General features: G+C 39.7%; 25 protein-coding genes and 1 tRNA gene. 16 read left to right on the top strand and 10 right to left on the bottom strand.

Going from position 1 to position 23,684, the window contains the following annotated elements:
- The first annotated feature begins 38 nt into the window (after window positions 1-38).
- Window positions 39-114: transfer RNA gene (locus H5182_RS05285), tRNA-Gly, on the top strand.
- A 179-nt stretch (window positions 115-293) separates the two neighbouring features.
- Here H5182_RS05285 and H5182_RS05280 read toward each other — a convergent pair.
- From H5182_RS05280 to H5182_RS05270, 3 genes are all read right to left on the bottom strand, one after another.
- On the bottom strand, window positions 294-719 hold the full coding sequence (locus H5182_RS05280) for a secondary thiamine-phosphate synthase enzyme YjbQ (RefSeq protein ID WP_145234649.1): 426 nt from the start codon (window positions 717-719) through the stop codon (window positions 294-296).
- Window positions 716-1,183, bottom strand: coding sequence for a chemotaxis protein CheX (locus H5182_RS05275; RefSeq protein ID WP_145234652.1), 468 nt, complete (start codon window positions 1,181-1,183; stop codon window positions 716-718). The genes H5182_RS05280 and H5182_RS05275 overlap by 4 nt, the downstream gene beginning before the upstream one ends.
- Window positions 1,184-1,263: 80 nt before the next feature.
- A complete protein-coding gene (locus tag H5182_RS05270) occupies window positions 1,264-1,698 on the bottom strand; it encodes a transcriptional repressor (protein WP_145234655.1) in 435 nt (144 codons plus the stop codon).
- 93 nt (window positions 1,699-1,791) lie between these two features.
- Here H5182_RS05270 and H5182_RS05265 point away from each other — a divergent pair, with 93 nt between their 5' ends.
- The 9 genes from H5182_RS05265 to H5182_RS05225 all read left to right on the top strand — a co-directional run bounded on the left by H5182_RS05265 (window position 1,792) and on the right by H5182_RS05225 (window position 7,960).
- Window positions 1,792-2,412, top strand: coding sequence for a MarC family protein (locus tag H5182_RS05265; RefSeq protein ID WP_145234657.1), 621 nt, complete (start codon window positions 1,792-1,794; stop codon window positions 2,410-2,412).
- Window positions 2,413-2,516: 104 nt separating this feature from the next.
- Entirely contained in the window at window positions 2,517-2,987 is a 471-nt protein-coding gene (locus H5182_RS05260; protein WP_145234659.1) for an outer membrane lipoprotein-sorting protein, read from the top strand.
- Between the two features lie 175 nt (window positions 2,988-3,162).
- Window positions 3,163-4,122, top strand: a complete 960-nt coding sequence (gene dusA, locus H5182_RS05255) for a tRNA dihydrouridine(20/20a) synthase DusA (protein ID WP_220493312.1) — start codon at window positions 3,163-3,165, stop codon at window positions 4,120-4,122.
- Between the two features lie 235 nt (window positions 4,123-4,357).
- The gene (locus H5182_RS05250; protein ID WP_182735668.1) at window positions 4,358-5,029 is read left to right on the top strand and encodes a PspA/IM30 family protein; all 672 of its coding nucleotides are present in this window, start codon (window positions 4,358-4,360) and stop codon (window positions 5,027-5,029) included.
- A gap of 11 nt (window positions 5,030-5,040) precedes the next feature.
- A complete protein-coding gene (locus H5182_RS05245) occupies window positions 5,041-5,247 on the top strand; it encodes a PspC domain-containing protein (RefSeq protein ID WP_145234665.1) in 207 nt (68 codons plus the stop codon).
- 9 nt (window positions 5,248-5,256) lie between these two features.
- Entirely contained in the window at window positions 5,257-5,580 is a 324-nt protein-coding gene (locus tag H5182_RS05240; RefSeq protein ID WP_145234667.1) for a hypothetical protein, read from the top strand.
- Window positions 5,581-5,681: 101 nt separating this feature from the next.
- Window positions 5,682-6,200 (top strand): copper chaperone PCu(A)C, encoded by a 519-nt coding sequence (locus H5182_RS05235; RefSeq protein ID WP_182759641.1) that lies wholly within the window; start codon window positions 5,682-5,684, stop codon window positions 6,198-6,200.
- An 8-nt stretch (window positions 6,201-6,208) separates the two neighbouring features.
- Window positions 6,209-7,195 (top strand): DUF2333 family protein, encoded by a 987-nt coding sequence (locus tag H5182_RS05230; protein WP_145234671.1) that lies wholly within the window; start codon window positions 6,209-6,211, stop codon window positions 7,193-7,195.
- 3 nt (window positions 7,196-7,198) lie between these two features.
- Complete coding sequence (locus H5182_RS05225; RefSeq protein ID WP_145234674.1) at window positions 7,199-7,960, top strand: TIGR04219 family outer membrane beta-barrel protein; 762 nt, start codon at window positions 7,199-7,201, stop codon at window positions 7,958-7,960.
- A gap of 24 nt (window positions 7,961-7,984) precedes the next feature.
- Here the strand turns inward: H5182_RS05225 and H5182_RS05220 are convergent, their stop codons facing one another.
- Window positions 7,985-8,872, bottom strand: a complete 888-nt coding sequence (locus tag H5182_RS05220; RefSeq protein ID WP_145234676.1) for a TIGR03899 family protein — start codon at window positions 8,870-8,872, stop codon at window positions 7,985-7,987.
- Complete coding sequence (locus H5182_RS05215) at window positions 8,841-9,371, bottom strand: SRPBCC family protein (protein WP_145234678.1); 531 nt, start codon at window positions 9,369-9,371, stop codon at window positions 8,841-8,843. Before H5182_RS05215 ends, H5182_RS05220 begins: the two co-directional genes overlap by 32 nt.
- Window positions 9,372-9,611: 240 nt before the next feature.
- Between H5182_RS05215 and H5182_RS05210 the strand changes: the two genes are divergently transcribed.
- Both H5182_RS05210 and H5182_RS05205 read left to right on the top strand, forming a co-directional pair.
- Entirely contained in the window at window positions 9,612-11,807 is a 2,196-nt protein-coding gene (locus H5182_RS05210) for an EAL domain-containing protein (protein ID WP_182759640.1), read from the top strand.
- 94 nt (window positions 11,808-11,901) lie between these two features.
- Entirely contained in the window at window positions 11,902-14,076 is a 2,175-nt protein-coding gene (locus tag H5182_RS05205) for a YgiQ family radical SAM protein (RefSeq protein ID WP_145234682.1), read from the top strand.
- Between the two features lie 55 nt (window positions 14,077-14,131).
- Here H5182_RS05205 and H5182_RS05200 read toward each other — a convergent pair whose 3' ends face one another.
- From H5182_RS05200 to coaBC, 3 genes are all read right to left on the bottom strand, one after another.
- Window positions 14,132-16,906 (bottom strand): prolyl oligopeptidase family serine peptidase, encoded by a 2,775-nt coding sequence (locus H5182_RS05200; protein WP_182759639.1) that lies wholly within the window; start codon window positions 16,904-16,906, stop codon window positions 14,132-14,134.
- 171 nt (window positions 16,907-17,077) lie between these two features.
- Window positions 17,078-17,665, bottom strand: coding sequence for a nucleoid occlusion factor SlmA (gene slmA, locus H5182_RS05195; RefSeq protein WP_145234700.1), 588 nt, complete (start codon window positions 17,663-17,665; stop codon window positions 17,078-17,080).
- A gap of 115 nt (window positions 17,666-17,780) precedes the next feature.
- Window positions 17,781-18,998, bottom strand: coding sequence for a bifunctional phosphopantothenoylcysteine decarboxylase/phosphopantothenate--cysteine ligase CoaBC (coaBC, locus tag H5182_RS05190; protein ID WP_182759657.1), 1,218 nt, complete (start codon window positions 18,996-18,998; stop codon window positions 17,781-17,783).
- Between the two features lie 153 nt (window positions 18,999-19,151).
- Here coaBC and radC point away from each other — a divergent pair, with 153 nt between their 5' ends.
- The 3 genes from radC to rpmG all read left to right on the top strand — a co-directional run bounded on the left by radC (window position 19,152) and on the right by rpmG (window position 20,507).
- Window positions 19,152-19,826, top strand: coding sequence for a DNA repair protein RadC (gene radC / locus H5182_RS05185; RefSeq protein WP_145234702.1), 675 nt, complete (start codon window positions 19,152-19,154; stop codon window positions 19,824-19,826).
- Between the two features lie 277 nt (window positions 19,827-20,103).
- Entirely contained in the window at window positions 20,104-20,340 is a 237-nt protein-coding gene (gene rpmB / locus H5182_RS05180; RefSeq protein ID WP_004335549.1) for a 50S ribosomal protein L28, read from the top strand.
- A gap of 11 nt (window positions 20,341-20,351) precedes the next feature.
- A complete protein-coding gene (gene rpmG / locus H5182_RS05175) occupies window positions 20,352-20,507 on the top strand; it encodes a 50S ribosomal protein L33 (protein WP_004335545.1) in 156 nt (51 codons plus the stop codon).
- 251 nt (window positions 20,508-20,758) lie between these two features.
- Here rpmG and H5182_RS05170 read toward each other — a convergent pair whose 3' ends face one another.
- Together H5182_RS05170 and H5182_RS05165 are read right to left on the bottom strand one after the other, a co-directional pair.
- Complete coding sequence (locus tag H5182_RS05170; RefSeq protein ID WP_182759638.1) at window positions 20,759-21,877, bottom strand: diguanylate cyclase; 1,119 nt, start codon at window positions 21,875-21,877, stop codon at window positions 20,759-20,761.
- 188 nt (window positions 21,878-22,065) lie between these two features.
- Entirely contained in the window at window positions 22,066-22,992 is a 927-nt protein-coding gene (locus H5182_RS05165) for a manganese-dependent inorganic pyrophosphatase (protein WP_182759637.1), read from the bottom strand.
- 172 nt (window positions 22,993-23,164) lie between these two features.
- Between H5182_RS05165 and H5182_RS05160 the strand changes: the two genes are divergently transcribed.
- Window positions 23,165-23,683, top strand: coding sequence for a hypothetical protein (locus H5182_RS05160; RefSeq protein ID WP_145234706.1), 519 nt, complete (start codon window positions 23,165-23,167; stop codon window positions 23,681-23,683).
- Window position 23,684 lies beyond the last annotated feature (1 nt).

The following is a 23,684-nucleotide window of genomic DNA, read 5'->3' as shown; positions in this document are numbered from 1 at the left end:
CCAAAGAAATTGGAGTAAGTTTAAAGTGAAAATATTATGCGGTACTAGCTCAGTTGGTAGAGCGCGACCTTGCCAAGGTCGAGGTCACGAGTTCGAGCCTCGTGTACCGCTCCAATCTCTTTAAGCAATCTAAAATAAAATATGCCAAGGTCGAACTAAGTCATAAGCAGTTCGAGCCTCGTGTACCGCTCCAATCTTTTAAAAATGAATACCCACCCAAGTTTGATTGACAAGCAGTTATTGCTTAAAGCACATATCCAATTTATTTAGTATTTCAATTTAAATAGTTTTATTTAAACTTGCCCTTGCAGCGTTGCAATAATACGTCTTGCGCCGCCATGATCACGATGTTCGCCTAAATAGATCCCTTGCCATGTACCAAGCTGTAAACGTCCTTGGCTAATTGGAATCGTTAGCTCGCAGCCTAAGGTACTCGTTTTTATATGCGCAGGCATATCATCATCACCTTCGTAATCATGACGATAATAAGGTTGGCGCTCGGGAACAAATTTATTGAAGTGACTTTCCATATCCATACGTACTGTCGGATCAGCATTTTCATTAATCGTTAAGCTGGCTGAGGTATGCTGTATAAAAAGGTGTAATAAGCCAATTTGGTAATCGGAAATCTCAGGGAGTTGGCTGAGTATTTCGCTATCAATAATATGAAAGCCTCGAGAGCGAGGCTTTAAAAGTAGTTGTTTTTGCAACCAGCTCATATTTTATCGAAACTAACTTCAATATTGGCATTACCGGCATCAGAGGTAAATGGGATCAATATTTTTGCCCCTTCACTTTTATGAGTTATGGTATGACCTTTACCAGACACAACGATTGGTGTAGCCATATTAAAGTCATAGCCTTTTTCACCAAGTAAATTTTTTGCCCCACCAGTGACCATATTGGTAATTTCACCAACCATATCGGTTACTTCTTCATTGATAGAATCAGGGCGTTCACCTAGCATTCTTTCCATAATAGTCAGGGCAAGGCTCTCATCAAAAGTGATCGAAAATGAACCTTTAGTTTGCGGTCCTACCATGCCAATTAATCCCGAAACGTCGCCACAGGCAACTTCATCTTTTTTTATTTTCGGCTTACCCGGTTTTAGTTCGGTTTGCGCCATTGTGCTGAGCACATTTAATAAAGATGATAAAAAAGGATTGATGAACTCTACATTCATTATTGTTTATCCCTCGAATTTAGCAGTTTAACTGCGGTTATACGTTAAAGTGTAGTGAGTTATTTTAGCTCTGCACTTAATTATTCTTTACAATTTCCACATCTACCATGGGCTTCAATAGTTTGCCCCGATACGACGAAACCACTCTCAGCAGCAAGACTATTAAGTTCATGCGAAATCACGCTAGAGTGTAGCTCTTTGACAAAACCACAACTATCGCATATCAACAGTTGTACAGGGTGGATATGATCAAAATGATGACACAACATAAATGCGTTAGTACTTTCAATTTTGTGAATAAAACCTAATTCAGCTAAAAAGTCTAAGGCACGGTAAATTGTGGCTGGTTTTGCTCCTGATTCAGTGAGTTTTAGTTGCTCTAATAAATCATAAGCGCCCACTCCGCCTTGCGCACTTGCTAATAGGCGAAATACTTTTTCACGAATTGGAGTGAATCGCGCACCGCGATTGTCACACACTTGTTTGGCTTTACTAACGAGTGATTCTATTTTCATCTTCTCTTATCCTTACGCTACCGTGATATACTAACATACTGTATTGTAGTTGCAGCGTTTTTATTAGACAGTTTTATTCTAGGAAGGCCAACAATGAATGAATTATTAGCGGTATTTATTTTCTTTTTTGCGGTTATTGATCCAATCGGTACTGTGCCTGTTTTTATAGCCTTAACACGCGGTGATAGTGACAAATTCAAACGTAAAGTCGCGTTGAAAGCTGTTCTGGTGTCTGCTGGGGTACTATTGTTTTTTGTTGTCGCTGGGGAGCTGCTTTTAAATGCTATCAATATCCCCTTGTCAGCGTTTCAAATCGCAGGTGGTATCGTGTTATTGCTGTTCGCTTTGTCTATGATCTTTGGTGAAAGTAAACCAGAAATGGAAATTAAAAGTGTTCGTGATAGCACTGAAACGGCCATTTTCCCTTTAGCTATTCCATCAATCGCCAGTCCAGGTGCGATGCTTGGCGCTGTTTTGATGACTCGTAACACTGAATACACGTGGGTTGAGCAGTTAATTACTTCATCAATGATGTTAGCTGTTCTTGTTGTGGTACTTGTGCTGTTACTGTTGGCAACCCATGTTCACAAATTAATTGGTGACAGCGGTGCGAGTATCATCAGCCGGATCATGGGTTTGATCCTTTCATCAGTTGCCGTGACAAATATACTCGACGGGATAGCCCACTATTTTGGCTTACAAGTATTTACATAAAGGCTGTGTATTGCTGTTAAATAGCTATTGTCATATAAAATTTTGAATTGTTGCTTAGAATTATCTAGATTAAATATAACGTAATAAAATTTAAGGAATGAAAAATGTTATTAAAAAAGATTATTTTATGCGGTTTTCTTGTTTTGGGATTAACGGCCTGCGTTGAACCGCCTCAAAGCGAAATGAAGGTTATTCAAGTTACTGACTATGATTTTAGCCATAATGACAATCATGCTGTTACCGTATATTTCGGTCATACGGGAGGAGATCATTACACCGTTACTTTATTACGAGACGAAATTAAAGAGGGAGTGTTTATTGAATCTTCCGCTAAAAATGCGCCTAATTTAGTGTTTGATGCCAGTTGGGCTGGTGAATATTATGTGCAGTCAGCTAAGCATGATACTCATTCATCTTTAAAAATACTTGAGCTAAATAGCGAAGCTAAAGTTGCTAAATTTGAAGTCGCAGCACGTTTGGTTAACCCCAAGCAAAAAAATGATTATATAAGCTTAGAAAAAACCACCATTACAGTGCAAGGCCAGCAATTTGATAATCTAACAAAATCGTTTTAAGTATATTATCTAAAGCGCAGCATACATTTTTGTTGCTGCGTTAAACAACTCAATCTCTGCTACCGACAAACAACAACTTGCTTACGATTGAAGCTCGGCTTTGATTTGTGTAAAATATAGTGCCTTCCAATGAGGGAATAACCCTTATACTTATATATCATCTGAGGATTTTACTTTGAATAGACGTTTTTCTGTGGCCCCGATGCTCGATTGGACAGACCGCCATTGCCGTACTTTTCATCGTAAAATGACCAAGCATGCGGTGCTTTACACCGAAATGGTAACAACCGGTGCAATTTTATTTGGGCGTGGTGATTATCTACACTTTAATACACATGAAAACCCCGTTGCTTTGCAATTAGGTGGCTCTGATCCTGAAGCTTTGGCAAAGTGTGCAAAACTGGCTGCTGAACGTGGTTATGATGAAGTAAACCTAAATGTTGGTTGCCCTTCGGATCGAGTGCAAAATGGCCGCTTTGGTGCGTGTTTAATGGGCGAGCCGCAGCTTGTTGCTGATTGTATTGCAGCAATGAAGGCGGAGGTTACTATTCCTGTTACGGTGAAAACACGCATTGGTATTGATGAGCAGGATTCATATGAGTTTTTATGTGCGCTGATCGAAGCGAGTCATAAGGTTGGCTGTGATGACTTTATTATTCACGCCCGTAAAGCATGGCTAAAGGGATTAAGTCCGAAAGAAAACCGTGAAGTTCCACCACTTGATTATCCGCGTGTTTATCAACTGAAAAAAGATTACCCACAGCTTGATTTAAGCTTAAATGGTGGGGTTAATACCATCGCTGATAGTCTTGCTCATTTAGCGCATCTTGATGGCGTTATGATCGGTCGTGAAGCGTATAGTAATCCATTTATATTAAGTGAAGTGGACGAGAAAATTTACGGTGATACTGCGTGTACATTATCCCGTCATGACGTGGTGCGTTCAATGTATGGTTATATTGAAGATGAAATGCGCCAAGGCGCTAACTTTTGGCATATAGCTCGCCATATGTTGGGTATTTTCCAAGGCCAACCAGGGGCGCGAGGATTTAGACGTCATTTATCTGAAAACGGCCATGGTAAGCAAGCCGATTTATCAGTGATGGATAAAGCATTAAGTTTTGTGCCTGAATAGCTGAAATTTTAATCTTGAAAGCCACTTTTTAGTGGCTTTTTTTGATCCTAAAATTTAGTCAAAATATCACTTTTTTAGTTAATTTAACGTATTTTAATTCAGCTAAACGTCACTTTTAAATTGATTTTATCTTTCTATCCTATTGTTATTTATTGTTTTAGTTGTTTTTCTAACGACATGGCATAAGTCTTGGAGTCTCCTTGGTGTAATCACCCATAATCAACAGGAGAAAATCATGGGCCTAATGAATCGTGTTAATGATCTAATTCAATCAAACTTGGTCGCTGTGCTTGATAAGGCAGAGGATCCAGCAAAACTACTTAATTTACTTATTATCGAGATGCAACAAGCTCTGAATGAGTGCCGTACTACCGCTGCAGCGATTTTGTGCGAAGAAAAAGCATTGAAACGCCAGCAAAGCGATAAGTTAACATCCATAGCACAATGGCAAGAAAAAGCCGAAATAGCCGTCAGTAAAGGTCGAGATGATTTAGCCACAGCCGCATTAAAAGAAAAGCAGCGTGTAGCCGCTGATATGGCAGCTGTTGAACCTGAGCTCGTTAAATTAACCGATTCAATGGCCAAGTTAGCTGACGATGCACAGCGTTTACAAGACAAACTTAGTGCTGCCAAAGCAAAGCGGCAGAGCTTAACTCAGGTGCATAGTGTTTTAAATGCACGAGTACGAGTTAATCAACAGTTACATAGCGATAAAGTGGCACATGCACTGTCGCGTTTTGATGTGATTGAGCGCCGAGTTGAGTCAATTGAATCACAAGTGGAAGCATACGAAATGGCTGCAGCTAATCAATCAGACACGGCAATGCAAATTGATGCGCTTGTTAAAGACGAAGCCTTGGATAAAGAGCTTGCAGCACTTAAAGCTAAAGTAAAACAGTCGGCTTAGGAGTTATAAAAATGAATACATTTAATAACAATACTCAATGGAGTAAAGATCCATTAAATAAAAAAATATCGGGAGTATGTAGTGGCTTAGCGCGTCGGTTTGACTTTCCGATTTGGGCAACTCGATTAGCAACTATTGTACTGTTTATTCAGTTCCCACTATTTATAGGTGCGGGTTATTTAATTGCACATTGTTGTTTAGACAACAAGGTTTATTAGGAGAGCGCCATGAAAATTATTGCACTGTGTCTGCTAGCAGCATTGTTTATCGCTTCTAGTCCATTTGAGATAATGCAGTTTGACTCATGGCAGCTCCCTTTGTGGATTGCTGACTTGAGTTGGGTTGGCATTGAATTATTTGGTGCATTAGTCGCTGTTGTGGTCGTTATTGCCATTATTGCGCTGGTTAGTGTTGGTTTGATTGGCGCAGGTCTAATAATAGGAGTCGGCGTGATGCTAGCTTTGTTGTTCGGTTCTGTGATGATCGCATGGCCGCTACTGCTGATTGTTTTTCTGTGTTGGTTAGTCGCGGATAATAAAAAGGTCGCATAGCTTGCCACACAGAGGTTACCTTAAATGCTAATTTAGCTGACTATTTTTTCGCAAATATGCTAAATTTAGCACTTAAAGTGATTATTATAACAAGGATCGAAATGACTCTTAAGCCATTACTAACTATCTTCACAGCGGCTTTTTTAGCTGTAGGCCTATACTCTCCAGTGCTATTTGCCCATGCAGAGCATCAACATGATACAACAAGTGATATTGTAGTTAGCAATGCCCAAGTAAGGATTTTTTTACCTGGCAGTCAATCTAGTGTTGGTTATTTAACGCTTGTTAATCATGGTGATGCAGCAGTGACATTAACTAAGGCTAGCCTTGAGAGCTTAGGACGAGTTGAAGTACATGAACATCAGCATGTTAATGGTATGATGAAAATGCAAAAAGTAGATGCGTTAGAGATCAAAGCACATCAACAGCTAGATTTTAAACCAGGCAGTTATCATTTAATGGTTTTTGAACCAAAAGAGCCGTTAAAAATAGGGCAAGAGCTCAAACTCACGCTATATTTTAGCAATGGAGATCGTGTATTTACTCAAGCTACCGTGGTTTCATTAGAAAGCCAAGTTGAGCAAGTATCACAATCTGAACAGCACCATACACATCACTAGGAGATTAAATGTCACAACATAAAGGGAAAATTATAGCAGGGCTAATATTAGTTTTTATTTTATTTTATGCCGTATCTGTGTATTGGAGTGTTGAGCCAAGCCGCGTAAATGTGATCACGCAAGCTAAACAGGATGCGCAGCAGCGTGGCGAAAAACTAGTAACAGGTTACACAACAACTACGGCTTTGATTAATGTTGCCAGCACATTATTGAATAAACCTGGTGGCTATTTATCAAATGATGTAATACCTCCGAGTATTCTTATGGATAATATGCCTGCTTGGGAATATGGCGCATTAGAAATGACGCGCGATTTGGCGCTATCAATGCGTAAAGACTTTAGCCGTTCTCAGTCGCAATCGACCGAACATGAAGCTCTAAAAAAAGCCCAGCCCCAATTTAATATTAGTTCAGAAGCATGGGCGTGGCCAAGTGCCGAGAGTGAATACCAAAAAGGCATTGATTTATTAATTGTGTATCGTACTCAAATCGCTGACCAAAACAGCCGTGACAGTCAGTTTTATGCGCGGGCAGATAACCTACGAGGCTGGTTAAAAGAAGCCGAAAAACGCCTTGGTAGTTTAAGTCAGCGGTTAAGTGCCAGTGTTGGTCAAGATCGGTTAAATACTGATTTAGCCGGTGACAAAGAAGCACATCAAGCGACTTATGCACCATTACAAAATCAGATAAAAACCTCTTGGTGGGAAATAGATGACGTGTTTTATGAGTCACGCGGTGCAACTTGGGCTTTATTACATTTTTTGCAAGCGGTAGAATATGACTTTGCTGATGTATTAGAGAAAAAGAATGCACGTGTGAGCTTACAACAAATTATACGTGAGCTTGAAGCAACCCAAGAGACTGTTTGGAGTCCGGTGATTTTAAATGGTAATGGTTTTGGTTTTGTTGCTAATCATTCATTAGTAATGGCAAATTATATTTCACGAGCCAATGCGGCTCTTATTGAACTTAGCGAACTTTTAGCGCAAGGATAACACATGAAAAAGTACTGTTTAGCCGCTGCCCTTTCGATGGCATTTTTGGCTCCAGCGGCTCACGCTGACACCCTTTTAGGTTTATATGTTGGTGTTGATGGCTGGCAATCTGATAATTCAGGTAGCTTTTCAGATAGCGGTAATATGCAAGACTTTAATTTTGAAGATGAAACCTTCATCAGCTACTACGCAGCGCTTGAGCATCCAATTCCATTAGTGCCAAATATAAAGTTAAAGTATACCGAGCTTGAGTTAAATGGCTCAACCTTGCTTAATGAGACGTTTGAGTTTGGTGGTACTTCATTTACAACCAATACCACAGCAACTACGATCAGCGACTTATCACACGTTGATTATATTTTATACTATGAGATATTTGATAATGACTTATTATCTATCGATTTAGGTGTAAATGCTAAGCAGTTTGATGGCGATATTGTTGTTACTGGTACAGCAAATGGTAAAGCAACAACAGAAACTGTGGATTTTTCAGGTTTTGTGCCATTAGTTTATGGTCGTGCTGAAGTAGGCTTACCGTTAACGGGTTTAAGTGTTTTCTTTGAAGGTAGCTTACTTGCTATCGATGATAGTAAAGTACAAGACTACCAAGCGGGTATTGCATGGGCTTTACTTGACAACTTAGCGGTAGATTTAGATATCAAAGCGGGTTACCGTCAAATGACGCTAGAGCTTGATGATATTGATAATCTATATACTAATATTGATGCATCAGGTCCATTTGCAGGCATACAAATTCACTTCTAATTTGTTTGCTTTGGCGTGGTACCGTTATTTAATTGCGTGCCACGCTACTTCAAACTCTTCCTCAAGTGCACTGCTTAACAATTGCTTATAAGCCTTATTAACTGGCGTGTTAATCAATTTTCTAAGTTCATCACCCGTTTGCGTAAATTTATAGTAACTGAGCACTAAATCGTTATTTTTTGGTTTGAGTACGACCCGTTGGGTTAAAAATGTCAGATTCATTTCTTGGCCAGCCTTAAGCGCTGCAGATTCAATTTCTTTACGGTAGATTAGGCCAATATCCATCAAAGTTAATACATCAGGAAAACTGATCCCAGCTTTACCTAAGTTAAACGATACTTTATTGCCTTTGCGTAGCAAATCAAATAGCGAAGGTTTTTTATAAAAGCCTAATAAAATTAAATGGCTATTATCTTTTTCATTATAGCCACAAATTGCGGTACATTTTTGTAGTGCATCCGCTTCGCGCTGGGTCATCTGCTTAAGTGTTTGTAAGCTTTTAATTGAAAATGTTCCCGGTGATACAGTTTCTCCCGCTAAAATTTTTGCCCACAGTTTTTGCATTGATTCGTTTGAAGTATCTTCACATAGTGCAATAAAGCGTTCGACCCAATCACTGTCAGGTTGCCCTTTACTAGTTACGTCGGGGCAAAAATCCATAGCCATAGCCATAATCGCTTCAATATTTTGTTGTTGTTTGATAAGTAGTAATTGTTGGCGATGTTGGGCTCTATTGAGCGTTGAGTTATCACTATTGACTTGATAGGGCAGTTTACTTTGCCCTTGTGGACCATAACTATCATCACTGGCACTGGTAAGGCGAGTCGAACTGGTTTTACTCATCGAGTAACCTAGTTTAATTTCAATTATATGAGCAAGGTTAATTTTTGCTTGGGCTGTTTGAATCGTCATCGATCTTCTCGCTGTGTGTTGCTGTTTGCAGCTGCGCAGTAGTTTTTAAATTATTAAGTCCAAGTTTCACCGTATTTGCCAAAATATATTGGCTAAATAGCGCCAAATAGCCACCTAGAATCGAAGTAGTAACTTCGCCATCTAGTGAGCATGTTACTTGATTTCCATTAGCTAGAGGTGAAAAAGAGATCACACCTTTAATAATATGTTCTTCATTAAAGAGAATATTAAAATTGATTTTAGTGCTGCTTATATTGGTAATCGTCATTTCACCTACTCCCCAGCTACTTTGCCAAAACTGATGAGCACCCACGCCAGAACTAGGCTCTCCAATAGTGAAAACAATACTTGGATCTACTTTTTGCCAAGGTGACCAGCTAGTCCACTTGGTAAAATCACTAAGCAACGGGGTGATATCTGTTTGCGGAGCATGAATTTTAATGCTCTTTTGGACTTGGTATTGTTGTGGTAATAGCAGTCCAATTACCAGTAAAATCAAAGTAATCAGAAAAATAAATTTAGTAATTCTGGGTAAAATATTAATGGCTGTTCCTTAAATTATAAATTCTACTATCGCACAGCAAGGTGCTGAATATCGACTATAATCTGTAAACCAATATTCATTAATCATCGACATTAATACTGTATCATAAGTTAAATAGTGATAACTTATTAGTCAATAATGAATTGTCTTAATATTAAATGATGGCGCGCAATATTTGAATTTAAAGGATTTGGAATGACGTCAGAACACAATGATTTTTTGTTTTTCAACCATGAAGACGAGCCTCATGAAGAAGTTGCGCCCAAAGATTACTGGGATGTTCTGATTGTTGATGATGATCCTGAAATTCACACTGTAACAGAACTAGCACTCTCAGGCGTTGAGTTTTGGGGAAGAACACTGCGTTTTCATCATGCTTATTCTGGCGCAGAAGCAGTTGAAGTGTTAGCTAATACTAATAATGTGTCGGTATTACTGTTAGATGTAGTCATGGAATCCGATGATGCAGGCTTAAAAGTAGTTAAAGAGGTACGCGATACGCTGAAAAACCATAACGTACGAATTATCTTACGAACGGGTCAGCCCGGATATGCGCCTGAAGAGCGAGTGATCCGAGAATATGATATCAATGATTATAAAACTAAAACCGAACTTACCCGCAGTAAGCTAGTTACCTCGTTAGTTACAGCTATTCGCTCATACGAACAAGTTTGCCAACTTGAATATCAAAGCAAATCGTTAAATAATATTCTGTTAGCCTCAAAGGCTATTTTAGGTTTTACCGACATTAAAGCATTTACTATGGCGGTGATTAAGCAGCTCTCGGTAATTTTAGATTGTGCGCCAAGGGGGGTTGTGTGTGGCAGTCTGGATGATAGCTATCAGGTTCAAGTGTTGGGTGGTTGTGCTGAGTTTAGTGCTTTTATTGGCCAAGGTGTAGAACAACTTGATGATGGGCGGATTATTTTGCAAGTGCAAAATTGTTTTGAGTTTGGCGAACATCAGCACACTGAGCACGACACTACGTTTTTATTGAAAAGTAAAAATCGTCAGGCTGCTATTTACTTAGAGTACGTTAGCCAACCAAGCTTAACACAATTGCAATTTGCTGAAATTTTCTTAACAAACGTCAGTGTAGGCTTAGATAACGTCAGACTTTTTAATAAACTCAGAGATGCAGCCTACAAAGATGTGTTAACAGGTCTTGCCAATAGAACTGATTTTATTGAACAAATTGAAAAGTATCATCGGTTAAATAGTAACGAGTATATATTTATTCTAATTGATGTCGCACATTTCTCAGACATCAACAATGGCCTGGGTCAAGAGGTGGGTAATCACTTGCTTACTTCAATCGTTGAACGGCTCAAGCAAGAATACCCAAACGCTAAATTACTGTCACGGATTGGTGCAGATGTATTTGGTTTTTTAATTAAGCGCGATGGATTTGATTTAAACGAATTAAGTGAAAATTTAAGTTTGCCGTTTGCAGCAGCAGAGCATTTGTTACCGGTTAATTTTAAAATTGGTTTGTGCGAGCAACAGGACTTTCAAACCACAGGTATTGAAACACTTAAGCTTGCGTATATCGCACTCAATCACGCTAAAAAAGGTAATCAGGGGAATGCTGTTTGTTACACTCCCGATATGGAAGAGCAAATGGCTTGGCGATTAGGGATTATTCGCCAGCTTCGCCAAGACTTTGAAAATAATAAATTGGAAGTCTGGTATCAACCGCAATTGGCGTTTAGTGATTTGTCATTAAAAGGCTGCGAAGCATTACTACGTTGGCCGTCGGGACAAGGTAACTATATTTCCCCCGCGGTTTTTGTGCCACTTGCTGAAGATGCAGGGCTAATTGTTGAGATTGGTCAATGGGTATTGGATCAGGCTTGTCAGCAGCAAAAACGTCTTGAGGCTCAAGGTGTTGAAATTTGTATTGCGGTCAATGTGTCGGTACCGCAATTTAAGGTTAAAGGCTACGCACAACAAGTCAAAGATACTTTGCGAAAATATCAGGTCAACCCAAAAAATATTGAATTAGAAGTTACCGAAAGTGTGGTGATGGATGATCTCTCGATGGTGATTGAAACACTGCAAGATCTAAAAGAGTTTGGTATTGAAGTGGCGATAGATGATTTTGGCACTGGTTTTTCATCACTGAGTTATTTGCAAAAGTTACCGTTGGATAGGTTGAAAATAGATCGTGCATTTGTCAAAGACTTACCCGAAAAAGACAGCGGCGCAATTGCCAAGCTGGTTATAGCTCTTGGCGCGCAGCTCGGATTAAAAACGATTGCAGAAGGTGTTGAAACACAAGCACAAGCTGATTTTCTTAAGCAATTGGGTTGTGATGAAGTGCAAGGATTTATGTACGCTAAACCAATGCCTGAAGTTGAGCTTATTCAATATATTGAAAGTAAAAAATAATATTATGTTTGATGCCATTGTAAATAGCTAATATCGCTTGGTGATTAATTCGGGTATACTTTGCGACCTTTTTTAAAGCAATTGGTTACTTTATATGAGCGCACTTAAAGCCAAGCGAGCGTTATTCTCATACCCTAAATATTGGGCTGAGTGTTACGGCACAGCACCATTTTTACCAACTACACGCGAAGAGATGGATGCCCTTGGCTGGGATAGCTGCGATATCATCATTATCAGTGGTGATGCTTATGTAGATCACCCCAGCTTTGGTATGGCGGTAATTGGTCGTGTACTTGAAGCACAAGGTTTTAGGGTCGGTATTATCGCTCAGCCAGAATGGGATTCGAAAGATGCCTTTATGGCACTTGGTAAGCCTAACTTATTTTTTGGTGTGACTGCCGGTAACATGGACTCGATGATCAACCGCTATACGGCTGAAAAGCGTATGCGCCATGATGATGCCTACACGCCCGGTAATGTGGGTGGCAAGCGTCCTGATCGTGCGGTGATGATTTACTCACAACGATGCCGCGAAGCCTACAAAGGTGTGCCAATTGTAATAGGTGGTATCGAAGCCAGCTTACGTCGAATTGCCCATTATGATTACTGGCAAGAAAAAGTTCGCCGTAGTATTTTATTTGATGCCAAAGCCGATATTCTTATTTACGGTAATGCTGAGCGACCATTAATAGAAGTTGCTCATCGTATTGCCGCCGGCGAAACGATGGATACCATTCAAGATATCCGTGGTACGGCGGTTATTCGTAAAGAGCCATTACCGGGCTGGCGTGGTAGTGATTCTACCGCGATTGATAAAATTGGTAAAATTGACCCAATTCCAAACCCATATGGTGCGGATGATGTGGGTTGTAGCAAAAGCGAATTTAAAAAAGCGGGTATTGATTTACAAGCTGAAGCGGCAAAACCAATTACCATTCAGCCAGCGCGTCCTAAACCTTGGGAAAAAACCTACGTTAAGCTACCTGCGTTTGAGCAAGTGAGTGTTAATAAACCACTGTACGCTCATGCATCACGTATTTTACATCAAGAAACGAACCCAGGTTGTGCTCGAGCGTTATTCCAACGCCATGGCGATCGCTCTATTTGGGTTAACCCACCTGCGTATCCGCTTGAAACACATGAAATGGATGCGGTGTTTGGATTGCCTTATCAGCGAGTTCCACATCCAAGTTATGGTACTGCAAAAATCCCCGCTTACGACATGATCAAAACCTCAGTTAATATTATGCGAGGTTGTTTTGGTGGCTGTAGTTTCTGTTCAATTACTGAGCATGAAGGACGGATAATTCAAAGTCGTTCACAAGAATCGATTATTGAAGAAATCGAACAAATTCGTGACAAAGTACCAGGGTTTACTGGGGTTATTTCGGACCTTGGTGGGCCAACTGCTAACATGTATAAACTGCGTTGTAAGAGCAAAAAAGCTGAGAGTACCTGCCGACGTTTATCATGTGTATATCCTGATATTTGTAAGCATATGGATACCGACCATACACCGACTATCGAGTTGTATAAAAAGGCTCGTGAAGTTAAGGGTATTAAAAAAATCCTAATAGCCTCTGGTGTTCGCTACGATTTAGCTGTACAAGACCCTCGTTACGTCAAAGAACTCGTAACCCATCATGTTGGTGGTTATTTAAAAATTGCGCCTGAGCATACCGAAGACGGGCCATTATCTAAGATGATGAAACCAGGCATGGGCGCATATGATCAGTTTAAAGAGCTTTTTGATAAATACTCAAAAGAAGCAGGGAAAAAGCAGTACCTGATCCCTTATTTTATTTCTGCGCATCCTGGCACTAAAGACGAAGACATGGTGAACATGGCGTTGTGGTTAAAGTCGAACGATTTTAAACTAGATCAAGTGCAAAATTTTTATCCGTCACCAATGGCTAATGCCACCACAATTTATCACACAGGGATGAACTCGCTGCGTAATATTAAAAATAATACTGAGCAAGTACCGGTACCAAAAGGCGCGCGTCAACGTCGTTTACATAAAGCTATATTGCGTTATCACGATCCAGCAGGTTGGCCGATGATCCGTGAAGCACTGCGTAGTATGGGCAAAGCCAAGTTGATTGGTAAAGGTCCAAACTGCTTAGTGCCAGAAGAAACCCGTGACGAAAAATCGCTTAAAGCAGGTAAAGGCGGGCGTCCAGCGCTTAGCCGCCACACCGGATTTAGCCAGTTTAAAAAAGCCAATACCAAACCTAAGGTTGGCGGTAATCGTCAGCGGGCTAGGTAGTTTTAGGTAAATAAAAAACGCCCAGCATTTGCTGGGCGTTTTAGTTTATGGCTGCTTATTCTTCAATGAAAGCTTCGCCTTCGGTCATCCACTTAGCGGCAGGCTTGCCTTTTAAGTAGTGATCAAAGTACTGCATCATCCGAATTGAAAAATCCACTTGGTTAGGGAATTTCTTTAAGTGGTGTGGTTCACCTTCATACTGCAAAAACGTCGCATCTTTGCCTGCACGGCGCAGCGCTAAATAATACTGTACGCCTTCGTGCCATGGTACAGCATCATCTTTATCACCAAACATAATTAAGATTGGTGTATTTACTTTATCAGCGAAGAATACCGGTGAGTTTTCGATGTAAAGCTCTGGCGCTTCAAACAAGGTTTTACCTATACGGCTTTGCCCAGTTTCATATTGGAACTGACGCGCTAATCCTGATTTTAAGCGAATACCGCTGTAAGCGCTGGTCATGTTTGACACTGGCGCACCCGATACTACCGCTTTGAACATATCAGTTTGGGTGATCATAAAGGCACTTTGATAGCCAGCCCATGAATGCCCTTGCAAGCCAATTTTATCAGGGTCAGCGATACCTAAATCAATCAGCTTTTGGGTGGCGTTGATCATGGTTTGCGTTGATGATTTACCTGGGTGACCAATTTCAAAGCGAATATCAGGTAAGAAAATTGCGTAACCGTTCGAAGTAAACATTGGGAAATTAGAGCGATGGTTTAATTCCATTTTAGGGAAATCAAACATGCGTTGACTCATATAACGGTAAAAATACACCACCACTGGCACTTTATCGCCCTTTTTATAGCCCGCAGGCTTTATCAATACGCCTTGCAAGTCTTCGCCATCAAAGCCTTTATAGTTAATTAGCTCCGGTTTTTGCCCCCACGCAAAGTCGTTAACTTGTGGGTTTAAGTTAGTAACGCGTTGTGGATTTTTAAAGCTAAAATCAGTTTGATAAAAATCAGGGAACTGCTGATAAGTTTGCTCAGTGAATAGGTATTTATCGGCATTTTTAGCTTTTTTTACCACGTCAAAACGTTTTTTACCGCTTAATACTTTGCTGATCGAGTTATCAGCAAGATTGAGTTTTGTGATTTCAGTTTGCTTTTGCTGTAAGTTTGTAGCGCTAAGTAGTAAAGTTTCATCTTGTTTAAAGCCAACTTGGTCTTTATCAAGTTTGATGACTCGATATTGCGTGTTGTTTTCTTTGCCTTGTGTAAGGCGTGTGGCTTTGAGGGTTTTAACGTCAAATGCCCAGATATCGTATTTGCTATATACCAGCACTTGGCTGCTATCAGCTAACCAACCGGCAAAACCATAACCCGGTTGAGTTGAAGGGTAATCGTGCTGATCATCGGCGAACGTTGCTTTAATCGCTGTTGTTAAGGTACTGACTTTATTGTTACCTAAGTCTTTAAGCTGTACTTGGCTATTTTCAAAGTAAGCTGCAAATTGTCCACTGGGTGATAGGCTGGGTCTAAACGGATAATCACTGATAATTGCTTTACGCTCACCATTTTGCACATTGACTGCATAGTAGTCAGCAAAAAAACCGCCATACATAATACGTTTGAGATAAGGTAAATTTGAAGAACCAAGTAACGCAGTGCGATTGTTGGTATTGATTGCCAAATCTGGCATGTCAGTGTTACTTAGTTGCGCAACTTGTTTGCCATTAAGATGGTAAACGGCTTGATAATGGCGGTTTTTATTGATTTCTTTCCATTGTTGCTCTTCGCGGGGTTTAATTTCGGCATCGTTATTATGCCAAACGTGGAGGCCTTTTTGGTCGCGTATCGTATCGTAATCAAATAACGAGGCTTGATCTGTGTATTTCTTTTCTTTAATTTTTGCCGCTAACTTAGGATGATTCTCAAAGTACAAGCGTTCACCGTCTTCAGACCAGCTCAATTTTGCTGTTTTACCAATAGTCCAATCTTTTTCAGGAGCAGCAATATTTGTAAGCTGTTCGTTTTGCCACAGTTTTAGCTGATGATCGCGACGGCGCATATCGTCATTCACATAATTACCCAGTGTAAATGCGGCAATATTCTTAGTTGGATGCCAAGCTATTTTATTTGCCACCACGCCTGGTTCATCAATTAATACACTCGTATCAAATGTTTGGTTTAATGTAATTAATGCTACTTGGTTATCGTTACCGTCAGGATAGCCTTGGCTGACCAGAAGCTCGCTGCCAAATGTATTGATTGCGTAACTAAATACGCTATTTACTGTATGAGTTGTTTTGTCTTTTAAATTTACAACAATGAGCTCAAACGCTTTGTCTTTCTTATCTGGTTTGATTTCACTGGTTTTAGCGGTGTTTTTTGTGTCATCAATATCTTTATTATCAGCGTCTTTATCTGCTTTTTCATCAAAGCGATAAGCTAACCAGTGACCATCATCAGAGAGCTGGTAGTCTTTTACGTTCTCAAAGACTTGTTGTTCACCCGTTATTGTATTAACGAGTACTAGATTGTTTTTTAAGGTGTCTTTCTTTTTTGTGGTTTCTTTTTCAAGCAAAGTAGGGACTTGGGTGAATGCTACCCAGTTAGCTGCTTTGTTGATCTGAGGTTTAGTGCCGCGCTCAATTTCTGCAAGTAATTTATTATTGTTTAAGGTATAGACTTGGCCTGTTGCATCGCCACGATATGGGGTTGCACTAAAGCTCAGTACTTCACCATTTTCAGATAATTGCGTTGTTTTAGCTGCTTTGAAATCGAATACATCTTTAAATTGTAGCGGCTCTTTTGCGGATGCCGTGGCACTACCAAGGCTTGCAACCAGTGCTACGCTGAGTAGGGAAAGTTGTGCTTTCATTGTTACTTCTCGTTTTGTTTCATCTGCATCATCATAACGAGTTTGTTCAACAATTCGAGTAGAAACGATAAGCGGTCGAAAATAAAGGTTGAAAGTAACATTTATAAAAAAACCTTGTAGGAAAACCGACAAGGTTAATAATTTTAGGAGCTAGGAGCTAGGAGCTAGGAGCTAAAGCCATATTTTTTGTAATTCTAACCACTGTTTTTCAAATTGCGCGCTAGGTTTTGCTTTAAAGTCACTGCGGACAAATTGGTTCATCTTGCCTTCAATGTAAGCAAGTAAAAAGTTTGCAATGGTTAACTCATCACTTTGAAAGGTTTTACCTTCGCGAAGTTTGCGCTCGCGTAGTACTTGTTTTAGTTGTGTTTCAAGCTTTTCAAACAAGCTTTGTACACGCTCACGCAAGCGTTCTTGCTCACCTTGCAAGGCGTCGCCGGTCAAAATACGAGTGATCCCCGGATTTTTCTCAGCAAATGCCAGTAGTAGCAATAAAATATTATAGATACGGCTTTGAGTTTCTTTTTCGTTTTCAAGAATGAGATTTATGCGCGACAACAAAGTGTCTTCAATAAACTCTATTAAGCCTTCAAACATCCGTGCTTTACTCGGGAAATGACGATAAAGCGCAGCTTCAGAAACGCCTACCTCAGCAGCTAATTTTGCTGTGGTGATACGTTGACCTGGGCTGGTTTCTAACATTTGTGCGAGTGCTTGTAGTATTTGCTCTTTGCGATTACTTCTTTTTGTCGCAGGCATGAACATTCCTTTCTTTATAATTATTTACTTAGCTTTTGGCGGCTACTTATCACTCACTTTTTGAGCAAGCGATAAGGGCTATGTTAATGTTTTATTCAGTTTCTTTCCAGCCTTTTTACAATCGTTTAGCAAGCTCACTCATTACACTCAGTGCTAATGCGCTTTTGGTATCGACGGGCAGTTCTTTTTGTTCATTATGCCAGAACAGTGTTAAAGCATTATGATCTGAATTAAAACCAAAGCCCGTTTGTGATACATCGTTAGCGCAGATCATATCGAGGTTTTTATTGCTGAGTTTGCCTTTCGCATAGCTTGCGACATCTTGAGTTTCTGCGGCAAAGCCAACTGTATATGGGCGACCCTCTGTAAGGCTAGCAACTGCGGCAATTACATCAGGATTTTTAACTAAAGTGAGTGTCAGTTCATCGCCTTGTTTTTTCATTTTTTGCTCGGCAATCGCTGCGGCGCGATAATCGGCAACCGCGGCGCAACCAATAAAAGCATCCGACTTTGGAGCAAAAATAAGCGATTGTTCAAGTAGTTGCTCAGCGGTCTCAATGTTAATTAGGTTAACACCTGGTGGTGGCGCAATTGTTACCGGACCTGAAATCAGGTTAACCGTTGCTCCTAAACTAACTGCCGCATGTGCAAGCCCAAAGCCCATTTTCCCAGAGCTGTGATTAGATATAAAACGCACCGGATCAAGTGGCTCACGAGTTGGCCCTGCGGTGATTGTAATTGTTTTACCAGCTAGTAGTTGCGGTTGCGAAGGTTGCGTGCATAGTGCCACTAACTGATGTGGTTCAAGCATTCGCCCTGCACCTACATCACCACATGCTTGTTCACCCTTACCTGGGCCCCAAATTGCAATGCCACGCTGTTTTAAAGTTGCTAAGTTAGCTTGAGTTGCTGGGTGGGCATACATTTGTTGATTCATTGCAGGCGCCACTGCTACTTTTGCGGGTGTTGCCAGCAATAAAGTGGTGAGTAAATCATCTGCAATGCCGACTGCCATTTTTGCGATGATATTAGATGTGGCAGGAGCGACTAATATTAAATCAGCCCATTTAGCAAATTCAATATGGCCCATAGCGGCTTCAGCAGATGGATCGAGCAAAGAGTCTGAGACCATTTCACCACTTACGGCCTGCATGGTAAGCGGAGTAATAAAGTGCTTAGCTGACTCAGTCATCACCACTTTGACATCACAACCATGATCTTTTAAACGTCTAACAAGTTCGGCGCATTTGTAGGCGGCAATACCACCGCTGATACCAAGTACAATTTTTTTATTTACTAATTCTGTCGCTAAATTGGTCATTAACTTTGTCATACTCTGATAAAACTGTTTGTCGATATGCGCTAACGATAGCAAATCTTTGCCTTGGGGACGAAGTTTTAATATGGAATTTATTCGCAGTTTTACAGGCGAAATTTTATTTTTGCATTACAGTTAAATTATAAATCATTTTTCAGGGACGAAATAATGCAGCTCACCTCTTTACCAAGTAGCCAGCGACCACGCGAAAAGTTATTGGCGAAAGGGGCTAAGTCGTTAAGTGATGCCGAGTTATTAGCGATATTTTTGCGAACGGGTTTACCGGGCATGAATGTAGTTGAGTTAGCACAACATTTAATGACACAAAATCAAACACTGCATAACTTATTTAATGCATCAATCGATGATTTTTGTGCACAAAAAGGACTGGGCACAGCAAAATTTGTGCAACTTCAAGCAGTACTGGAATTGAGTCGTCGTTATATGATGGAGCAATGCCAGCGCGAAGCAGTATTTAATTCACCGCAATCAGTATATGACTATTTAACGATTGAGCTGCGAGGCTTGCAGCAAGAAGTGTTTATGGTGTTGTATTTAGATAGTCAGAATCGCTTAATTAAAGAAGAAACACTTTTTTATGGCACTATTAATGCGGCATCTGTTTACCCAAGAGAAGTCGTCAAAGCGGCTTTAAAAAATAACGCTGCGGCACTTATTTTGGCTCATAATCATCCATCAGGTATTGCTGAACCAAGCCAAGCTGATAAATTAATTACCGCTAAATTGCAGCAAGCTTTGCAATTAGTCGATATAAATATTTTAGATCACATCGTTGTTGGGGGAGATAATTGTGTTTCGTTTGCAGAACGAGGCTTGATTTAAGCGTATTCAAATCACTTAGCGTGTTAAAAATGAGCGGTTTAGTGCTTATTTGCAAATTAGTTTAATTTAAATGCAGTTTTTACTTTCCCTAAGGGCATTCGATCTTTATAATTAGCCGCTATCAAATTTACACATGAGCTGGTTGGATTAGATCAATCACTTGATCTTTGCCTGTATAAGCTGTATAAAGAGCGCCCTTCGATTTATCCCTGGGGCACAAAATACATAGCCTAGGGGACAAATTAAGCTCGAGCGAAGTTATTGGAGATATATAGACATGTCTAAAGTATGTCAAGTTACAGGTAAGCGTCCTGCGGTTGGTAATCACCGTTCACACGCGAGAAACGCGACTAGACGTCGTTTCCTACCTAACCTACAAACACACCGTTTTTGGGTTGAAAGTGAAAAACGTTTTGTAACATTACGCACTACTACTAAAGGTATGCGTATTATCGATAAAAAAGGCATCGACACGGTTCTTACTGAAATCCGTGCTCGCGGCGTAAAAGTTTAAGGACCTGAGTCATGCGTGATAAGATCCGTTTAGTTTCTACAGCTGGTACTGGTTTTTTCTACACTACCGACAAGAACAAGCGTAACATGCCGGAAAAAATGGAAATCAAAAAGTTTGATCCAAAAATCCGTAAACATGTTCTTTTCAAAGAAGCTAAAATCAAGTAATTTTAGTTTTCTATGAATATCAAAAACCCAGCTTAGGCTGGGTTTTTTGTTTTTCAAATGCGTAGTTTTTCCGTTCTCGAATCACAGATTATACCAATCGTTTTAAGTTACTGACCATTTATAGCGACAGAAAAATACAGTGATAACAAGGCAGAAATTTTGACATGTAGTTGTTCTACATGAAAAATTACTAACGCAGTTAGCGCTTTATTTAGCGCGCTAGAATAGTTAAATATTTAAGTCGATTGGTATTATTCGTTTATATCATCGTCGACTAATTTTAAAAATGTGTCATAACAGGTAACATGTGCGTTGTTATCGTTGATGCAAACTAAATTTCGGCCGTGATGTTTAGCAAAGTAGAGTGCCTTATCAGCTCGCTCTAATACTTTTAAAACGCTATCATTACTCTTTTGTATAGCGGTTACCCCAAGGCTGATAGTGATAGGCATATTGGCAACTGTATTTGAGCTAATTAAACTCCTTAATTCATTCGCTTGCTTTGCTGCATCCAACAAAGCAGTGTTGAGTAATATTATTACAAACTCTTCACCACCCCAACGGGCGATTAACGCTTGCTCACCTATTTTTTGCTGCAACAGATGGGCAAACTCTTTTAATACTTTATCGCCAACTAAATGCCCGTGGGTATCATTAATTTTTTTGAAATAGTCTATATCACACATAAGTAAACAATGAGATGCTTGAGAGTGCTCGCTTTTAGTTATTAATGCCGATAACTCTGCATCAAACTTTTGTCTGTTATATAACTCAGTCAACTTGTCTGTTTCTGCTAACTTTTTAATTTCGTCATTAAGGTTAGATAAGTTTTGATACGCTAACGAACGTGTTTTTTCGTAAAATCTAAAAATTAGAATATGAGCGATACTGACTTCGATAGTGTTAAATAATGATCCTAACCCTATGGTTATTGTTTGTTGTTGCTGTGTATAAATTAAGTATGCACAAATAGAGAATGCAATTGCGCTGATGATGCTTCCCCGTTTTCTGCCTATTAAAAAAAATGCAAAAGGGGGGATAAGCGTAGCCCATAATATTGAGAATGGATTTCCGCCTACCGAAATTATAAATAATATAGCTAAGCTGCTAGCCATTAATGTAACAGCCCATGCGGTTAGATTGACGTTGCCAGATTTGTAAAACCAGAAATAAATAGTTAATGAGATAACAAGTCCTAAACAGTCAATTAAGGCAAGGTCTAATTGCTCGAAATAGAAAACATTGAGTACTGTTAAAATGAAAAAGTAAGCTGTTGAAAATAGTAAAAAATGGGCGATTAAACGTGCTCGCCAAAAATCTTTGTGATCCTTTGCAAATTGCGGAGACTTACTGTACCAAAACCCTAACATAAATGAATATTACCTAATTATTTATGATGTTAAGTATTACTTATTTGCAGAGTCCTGTGTAGCACAAATATTAACTGATAAGTTTTAGGTATAAAAAAACCTTGCAGGAAAAACCCACAAGGTTAATATTTTTAGCATTTAGCATTTAGCATTTAGCATTTAGCATTTAGCATTTAGCATTTAGCACCTTAAAGCTTTGCAAATGCATCTTGCAGTGGTGGTACTACTTGCTTTTTACGGCTCAGTACGCCGTCTAGCCATACTTTTCCGTCTTTGGGCGTTACACCATAAGCACTTTCAACTAGTGTTGCATCGTCAGATACGATCAGCATTTGTGAGCCTTCTTTCATGATGTCGGTAAGTAATAAGAATACCGAGTGGCGTCCACCTTCTTCTTTAAGCTTAGCAATATCAGCTTCAAGGTCTGCTTTAATACCATCAAATACCGCTAGATCGATAACTTCTAATTGACCAATACCAACTAGTTTACCGTTCATGTTGAAGTCTTTAAAATCACGCATTACTAAATCACGCGCTGGAGTATTCTCAACCGCTGACTTAACACGGAACATATCCATGCCTAATTCTTTAAAGTCCTCGATGCCGGCAATTTCAGCAAGCGCTTCAACACATTTAATATCAGCTGTGGTGCAGGTTGGTGATTTGAAAATAACCGTATCACTTAAAATTGCACACATCATGATGCCTGCAATGTCTTTTGGAATTTCAACATTGTAGAAGTCATACATCATTTTAATGATCGTGTTTGAGCAGCCAACAGGGCGGATCCAGCATTCAAGAGGTGTAGAGCTGGTTAAATCGCCTAGTTTATGGTGATCAACAACGCCAACAACGCGAGCTTGATCGATATCATCAGGTGCTTGCGTTTTTTCGGTATGGTCAACGATGTAAACATCTTCACCGGCATAACTTAATTTTAGCTCTGGTGCTTCAAAGCCGAATTTATCAAGAATAAACTGCGTTTCAGGTGATATTTCACCAAGACGAGTTGGAATTGCTGGTTCTTCGATTTGGTTTTTCAAATATGCGAGTGCGATTGCACCACAAATAGAATCTGAATCTGGGATTTTATGACCCACTACATACATTGACATGACGGAACTCCTTAAATTTTGCCGTATTTTAGCAAAGTAATTTAACTTTGACACATTCGCGTTGGTGATTTTTTGTAATATTCAGTCTTAACAGTAGTTAAAAAATTCAACTGCCATTTTTATATGTTTTTGGTTACACTTTAACTAATTGAATCTTTTAGGAAGAACTCAAATGCAGTTAGGTCGCAGGGGCTGGAATAATGTGGTTATTTTTTCCATGCTGTTGATGATTTTCTTTTTTAATGGATTACATACAAAACTCAACAGTGGTTCAGAACAATCTAGTGTGCAAAGTGTATTGCCAGCGCAAAACTTTATTTTAGCTCTAGAGTTTCCCGATCAAAAAATAGAGCGCATAGGCACTTCTTGGCGCGCCACTGCATTAATCAATAATGCACCTGCTAGTTTTTGGCAAGCAACAACAGCAAACCTTGTGGCATTAGTAAATGAATGGCAGAGCATGCAATTGTCGGTCGCTGATAATCAGCAAGCATTCCACAATACCTCAGCTTTGACTGTAGCAACCGTATGGTTGGCAGGCGAGCAACTTCCTTGGTTGTATCAATTATATAGCGCACCACAAGGCTATTATTTATTAGATAAAAGCAACCAGCGCGTGTTATCACTTGATAAAGCAACTGCGCAGCGTTTATTCCCTAGTTTCAATTTTTCACAAAGTGAGCCTAAATAGT

Origin of the sequence: Pseudoalteromonas sp. SG44-17 (genome assembly GCF_014164235.1) — a bacterium.
Taxonomy (GTDB): Bacteria; Pseudomonadota; Gammaproteobacteria; order Enterobacterales; family Alteromonadaceae; genus Pseudoalteromonas; species Pseudoalteromonas rhizosphaerae.
This window is presented reverse-complemented; position numbering and strand designations above follow the sequence as displayed.

Bases quoted from the DNA above. Each gene is read 5' to 3' on its own strand.
- H5182_RS05280 (WP_145234649.1), bottom strand. From the start codon at position 719: ATGAGCTGGTTGCAAAAACAACTACTTTTAAAGCCTCGCTCTCGAGGC.
- H5182_RS05275 (WP_145234652.1), bottom strand. From the start codon at position 1,183: ATGAATGTAGAGTTCATCAATCCTTTTTTATCATCTTTATTAAATGTG.
- H5182_RS05270 (WP_145234655.1), bottom strand. From the start codon at position 1,698: ATGAAAATAGAATCACTCGTTAGTAAAGCCAAACAAGTGTGTGACAAT.
- H5182_RS05265 (WP_145234657.1), top strand. From the start codon at position 1,792: ATGAATGAATTATTAGCGGTATTTATTTTCTTTTTTGCGGTTATTGAT.
- H5182_RS05260 (WP_145234659.1), top strand. From the start codon at position 2,517: ATGTTATTAAAAAAGATTATTTTATGCGGTTTTCTTGTTTTGGGATTA.
- H5182_RS05250 (WP_182735668.1), top strand. From the start codon at position 4,358: ATGGGCCTAATGAATCGTGTTAATGATCTAATTCAATCAAACTTGGTC.
- H5182_RS05245 (WP_145234665.1), top strand. From the start codon at position 5,041: ATGAATACATTTAATAACAATACTCAATGGAGTAAAGATCCATTAAAT.
- H5182_RS05240 (WP_145234667.1), top strand. From the start codon at position 5,257: ATGAAAATTATTGCACTGTGTCTGCTAGCAGCATTGTTTATCGCTTCT.
- H5182_RS05235 (WP_182759641.1), top strand. From the start codon at position 5,682: ATGACTCTTAAGCCATTACTAACTATCTTCACAGCGGCTTTTTTAGCT.
- H5182_RS05230 (WP_145234671.1), top strand. From the start codon at position 6,209: ATGTCACAACATAAAGGGAAAATTATAGCAGGGCTAATATTAGTTTTT.
- H5182_RS05225 (WP_145234674.1), top strand. From the start codon at position 7,199: ATGAAAAAGTACTGTTTAGCCGCTGCCCTTTCGATGGCATTTTTGGCT.
- H5182_RS05220 (WP_145234676.1), bottom strand. From the start codon at position 8,872: ATGACGATTCAAACAGCCCAAGCAAAAATTAACCTTGCTCATATAATT.
- H5182_RS05210 (WP_182759640.1), top strand. From the start codon at position 9,612: ATGACGTCAGAACACAATGATTTTTTGTTTTTCAACCATGAAGACGAG.
- H5182_RS05205 (WP_145234682.1), top strand. From the start codon at position 11,902: ATGAGCGCACTTAAAGCCAAGCGAGCGTTATTCTCATACCCTAAATAT.
- H5182_RS05200 (WP_182759639.1), bottom strand. From the start codon at position 16,906: ATGAAAGCACAACTTTCCCTACTCAGCGTAGCACTGGTTGCAAGCCTT.
- slmA (WP_145234700.1), bottom strand. From the start codon at position 17,665: ATGCCTGCGACAAAAAGAAGTAATCGCAAAGAGCAAATACTACAAGCA.
- coaBC (WP_182759657.1), bottom strand. From the start codon at position 18,998: ATGACAAAGTTAATGACCAATTTAGCGACAGAATTAGTAAATAAAAAA.
- radC (WP_145234702.1), top strand. From the start codon at position 19,152: ATGCAGCTCACCTCTTTACCAAGTAGCCAGCGACCACGCGAAAAGTTA.
- rpmB (WP_004335549.1), top strand. From the start codon at position 20,104: ATGTCTAAAGTATGTCAAGTTACAGGTAAGCGTCCTGCGGTTGGTAAT.
- rpmG (WP_004335545.1), top strand. From the start codon at position 20,352: ATGCGTGATAAGATCCGTTTAGTTTCTACAGCTGGTACTGGTTTTTTC.
- H5182_RS05170 (WP_182759638.1), bottom strand. From the start codon at position 21,877: ATGTTAGGGTTTTGGTACAGTAAGTCTCCGCAATTTGCAAAGGATCAC.
- H5182_RS05165 (WP_182759637.1), bottom strand. From the start codon at position 22,992: ATGTCAATGTATGTAGTGGGTCATAAAATCCCAGATTCAGATTCTATT.
- H5182_RS05160 (WP_145234706.1), top strand. From the start codon at position 23,165: ATGCAGTTAGGTCGCAGGGGCTGGAATAATGTGGTTATTTTTTCCATG.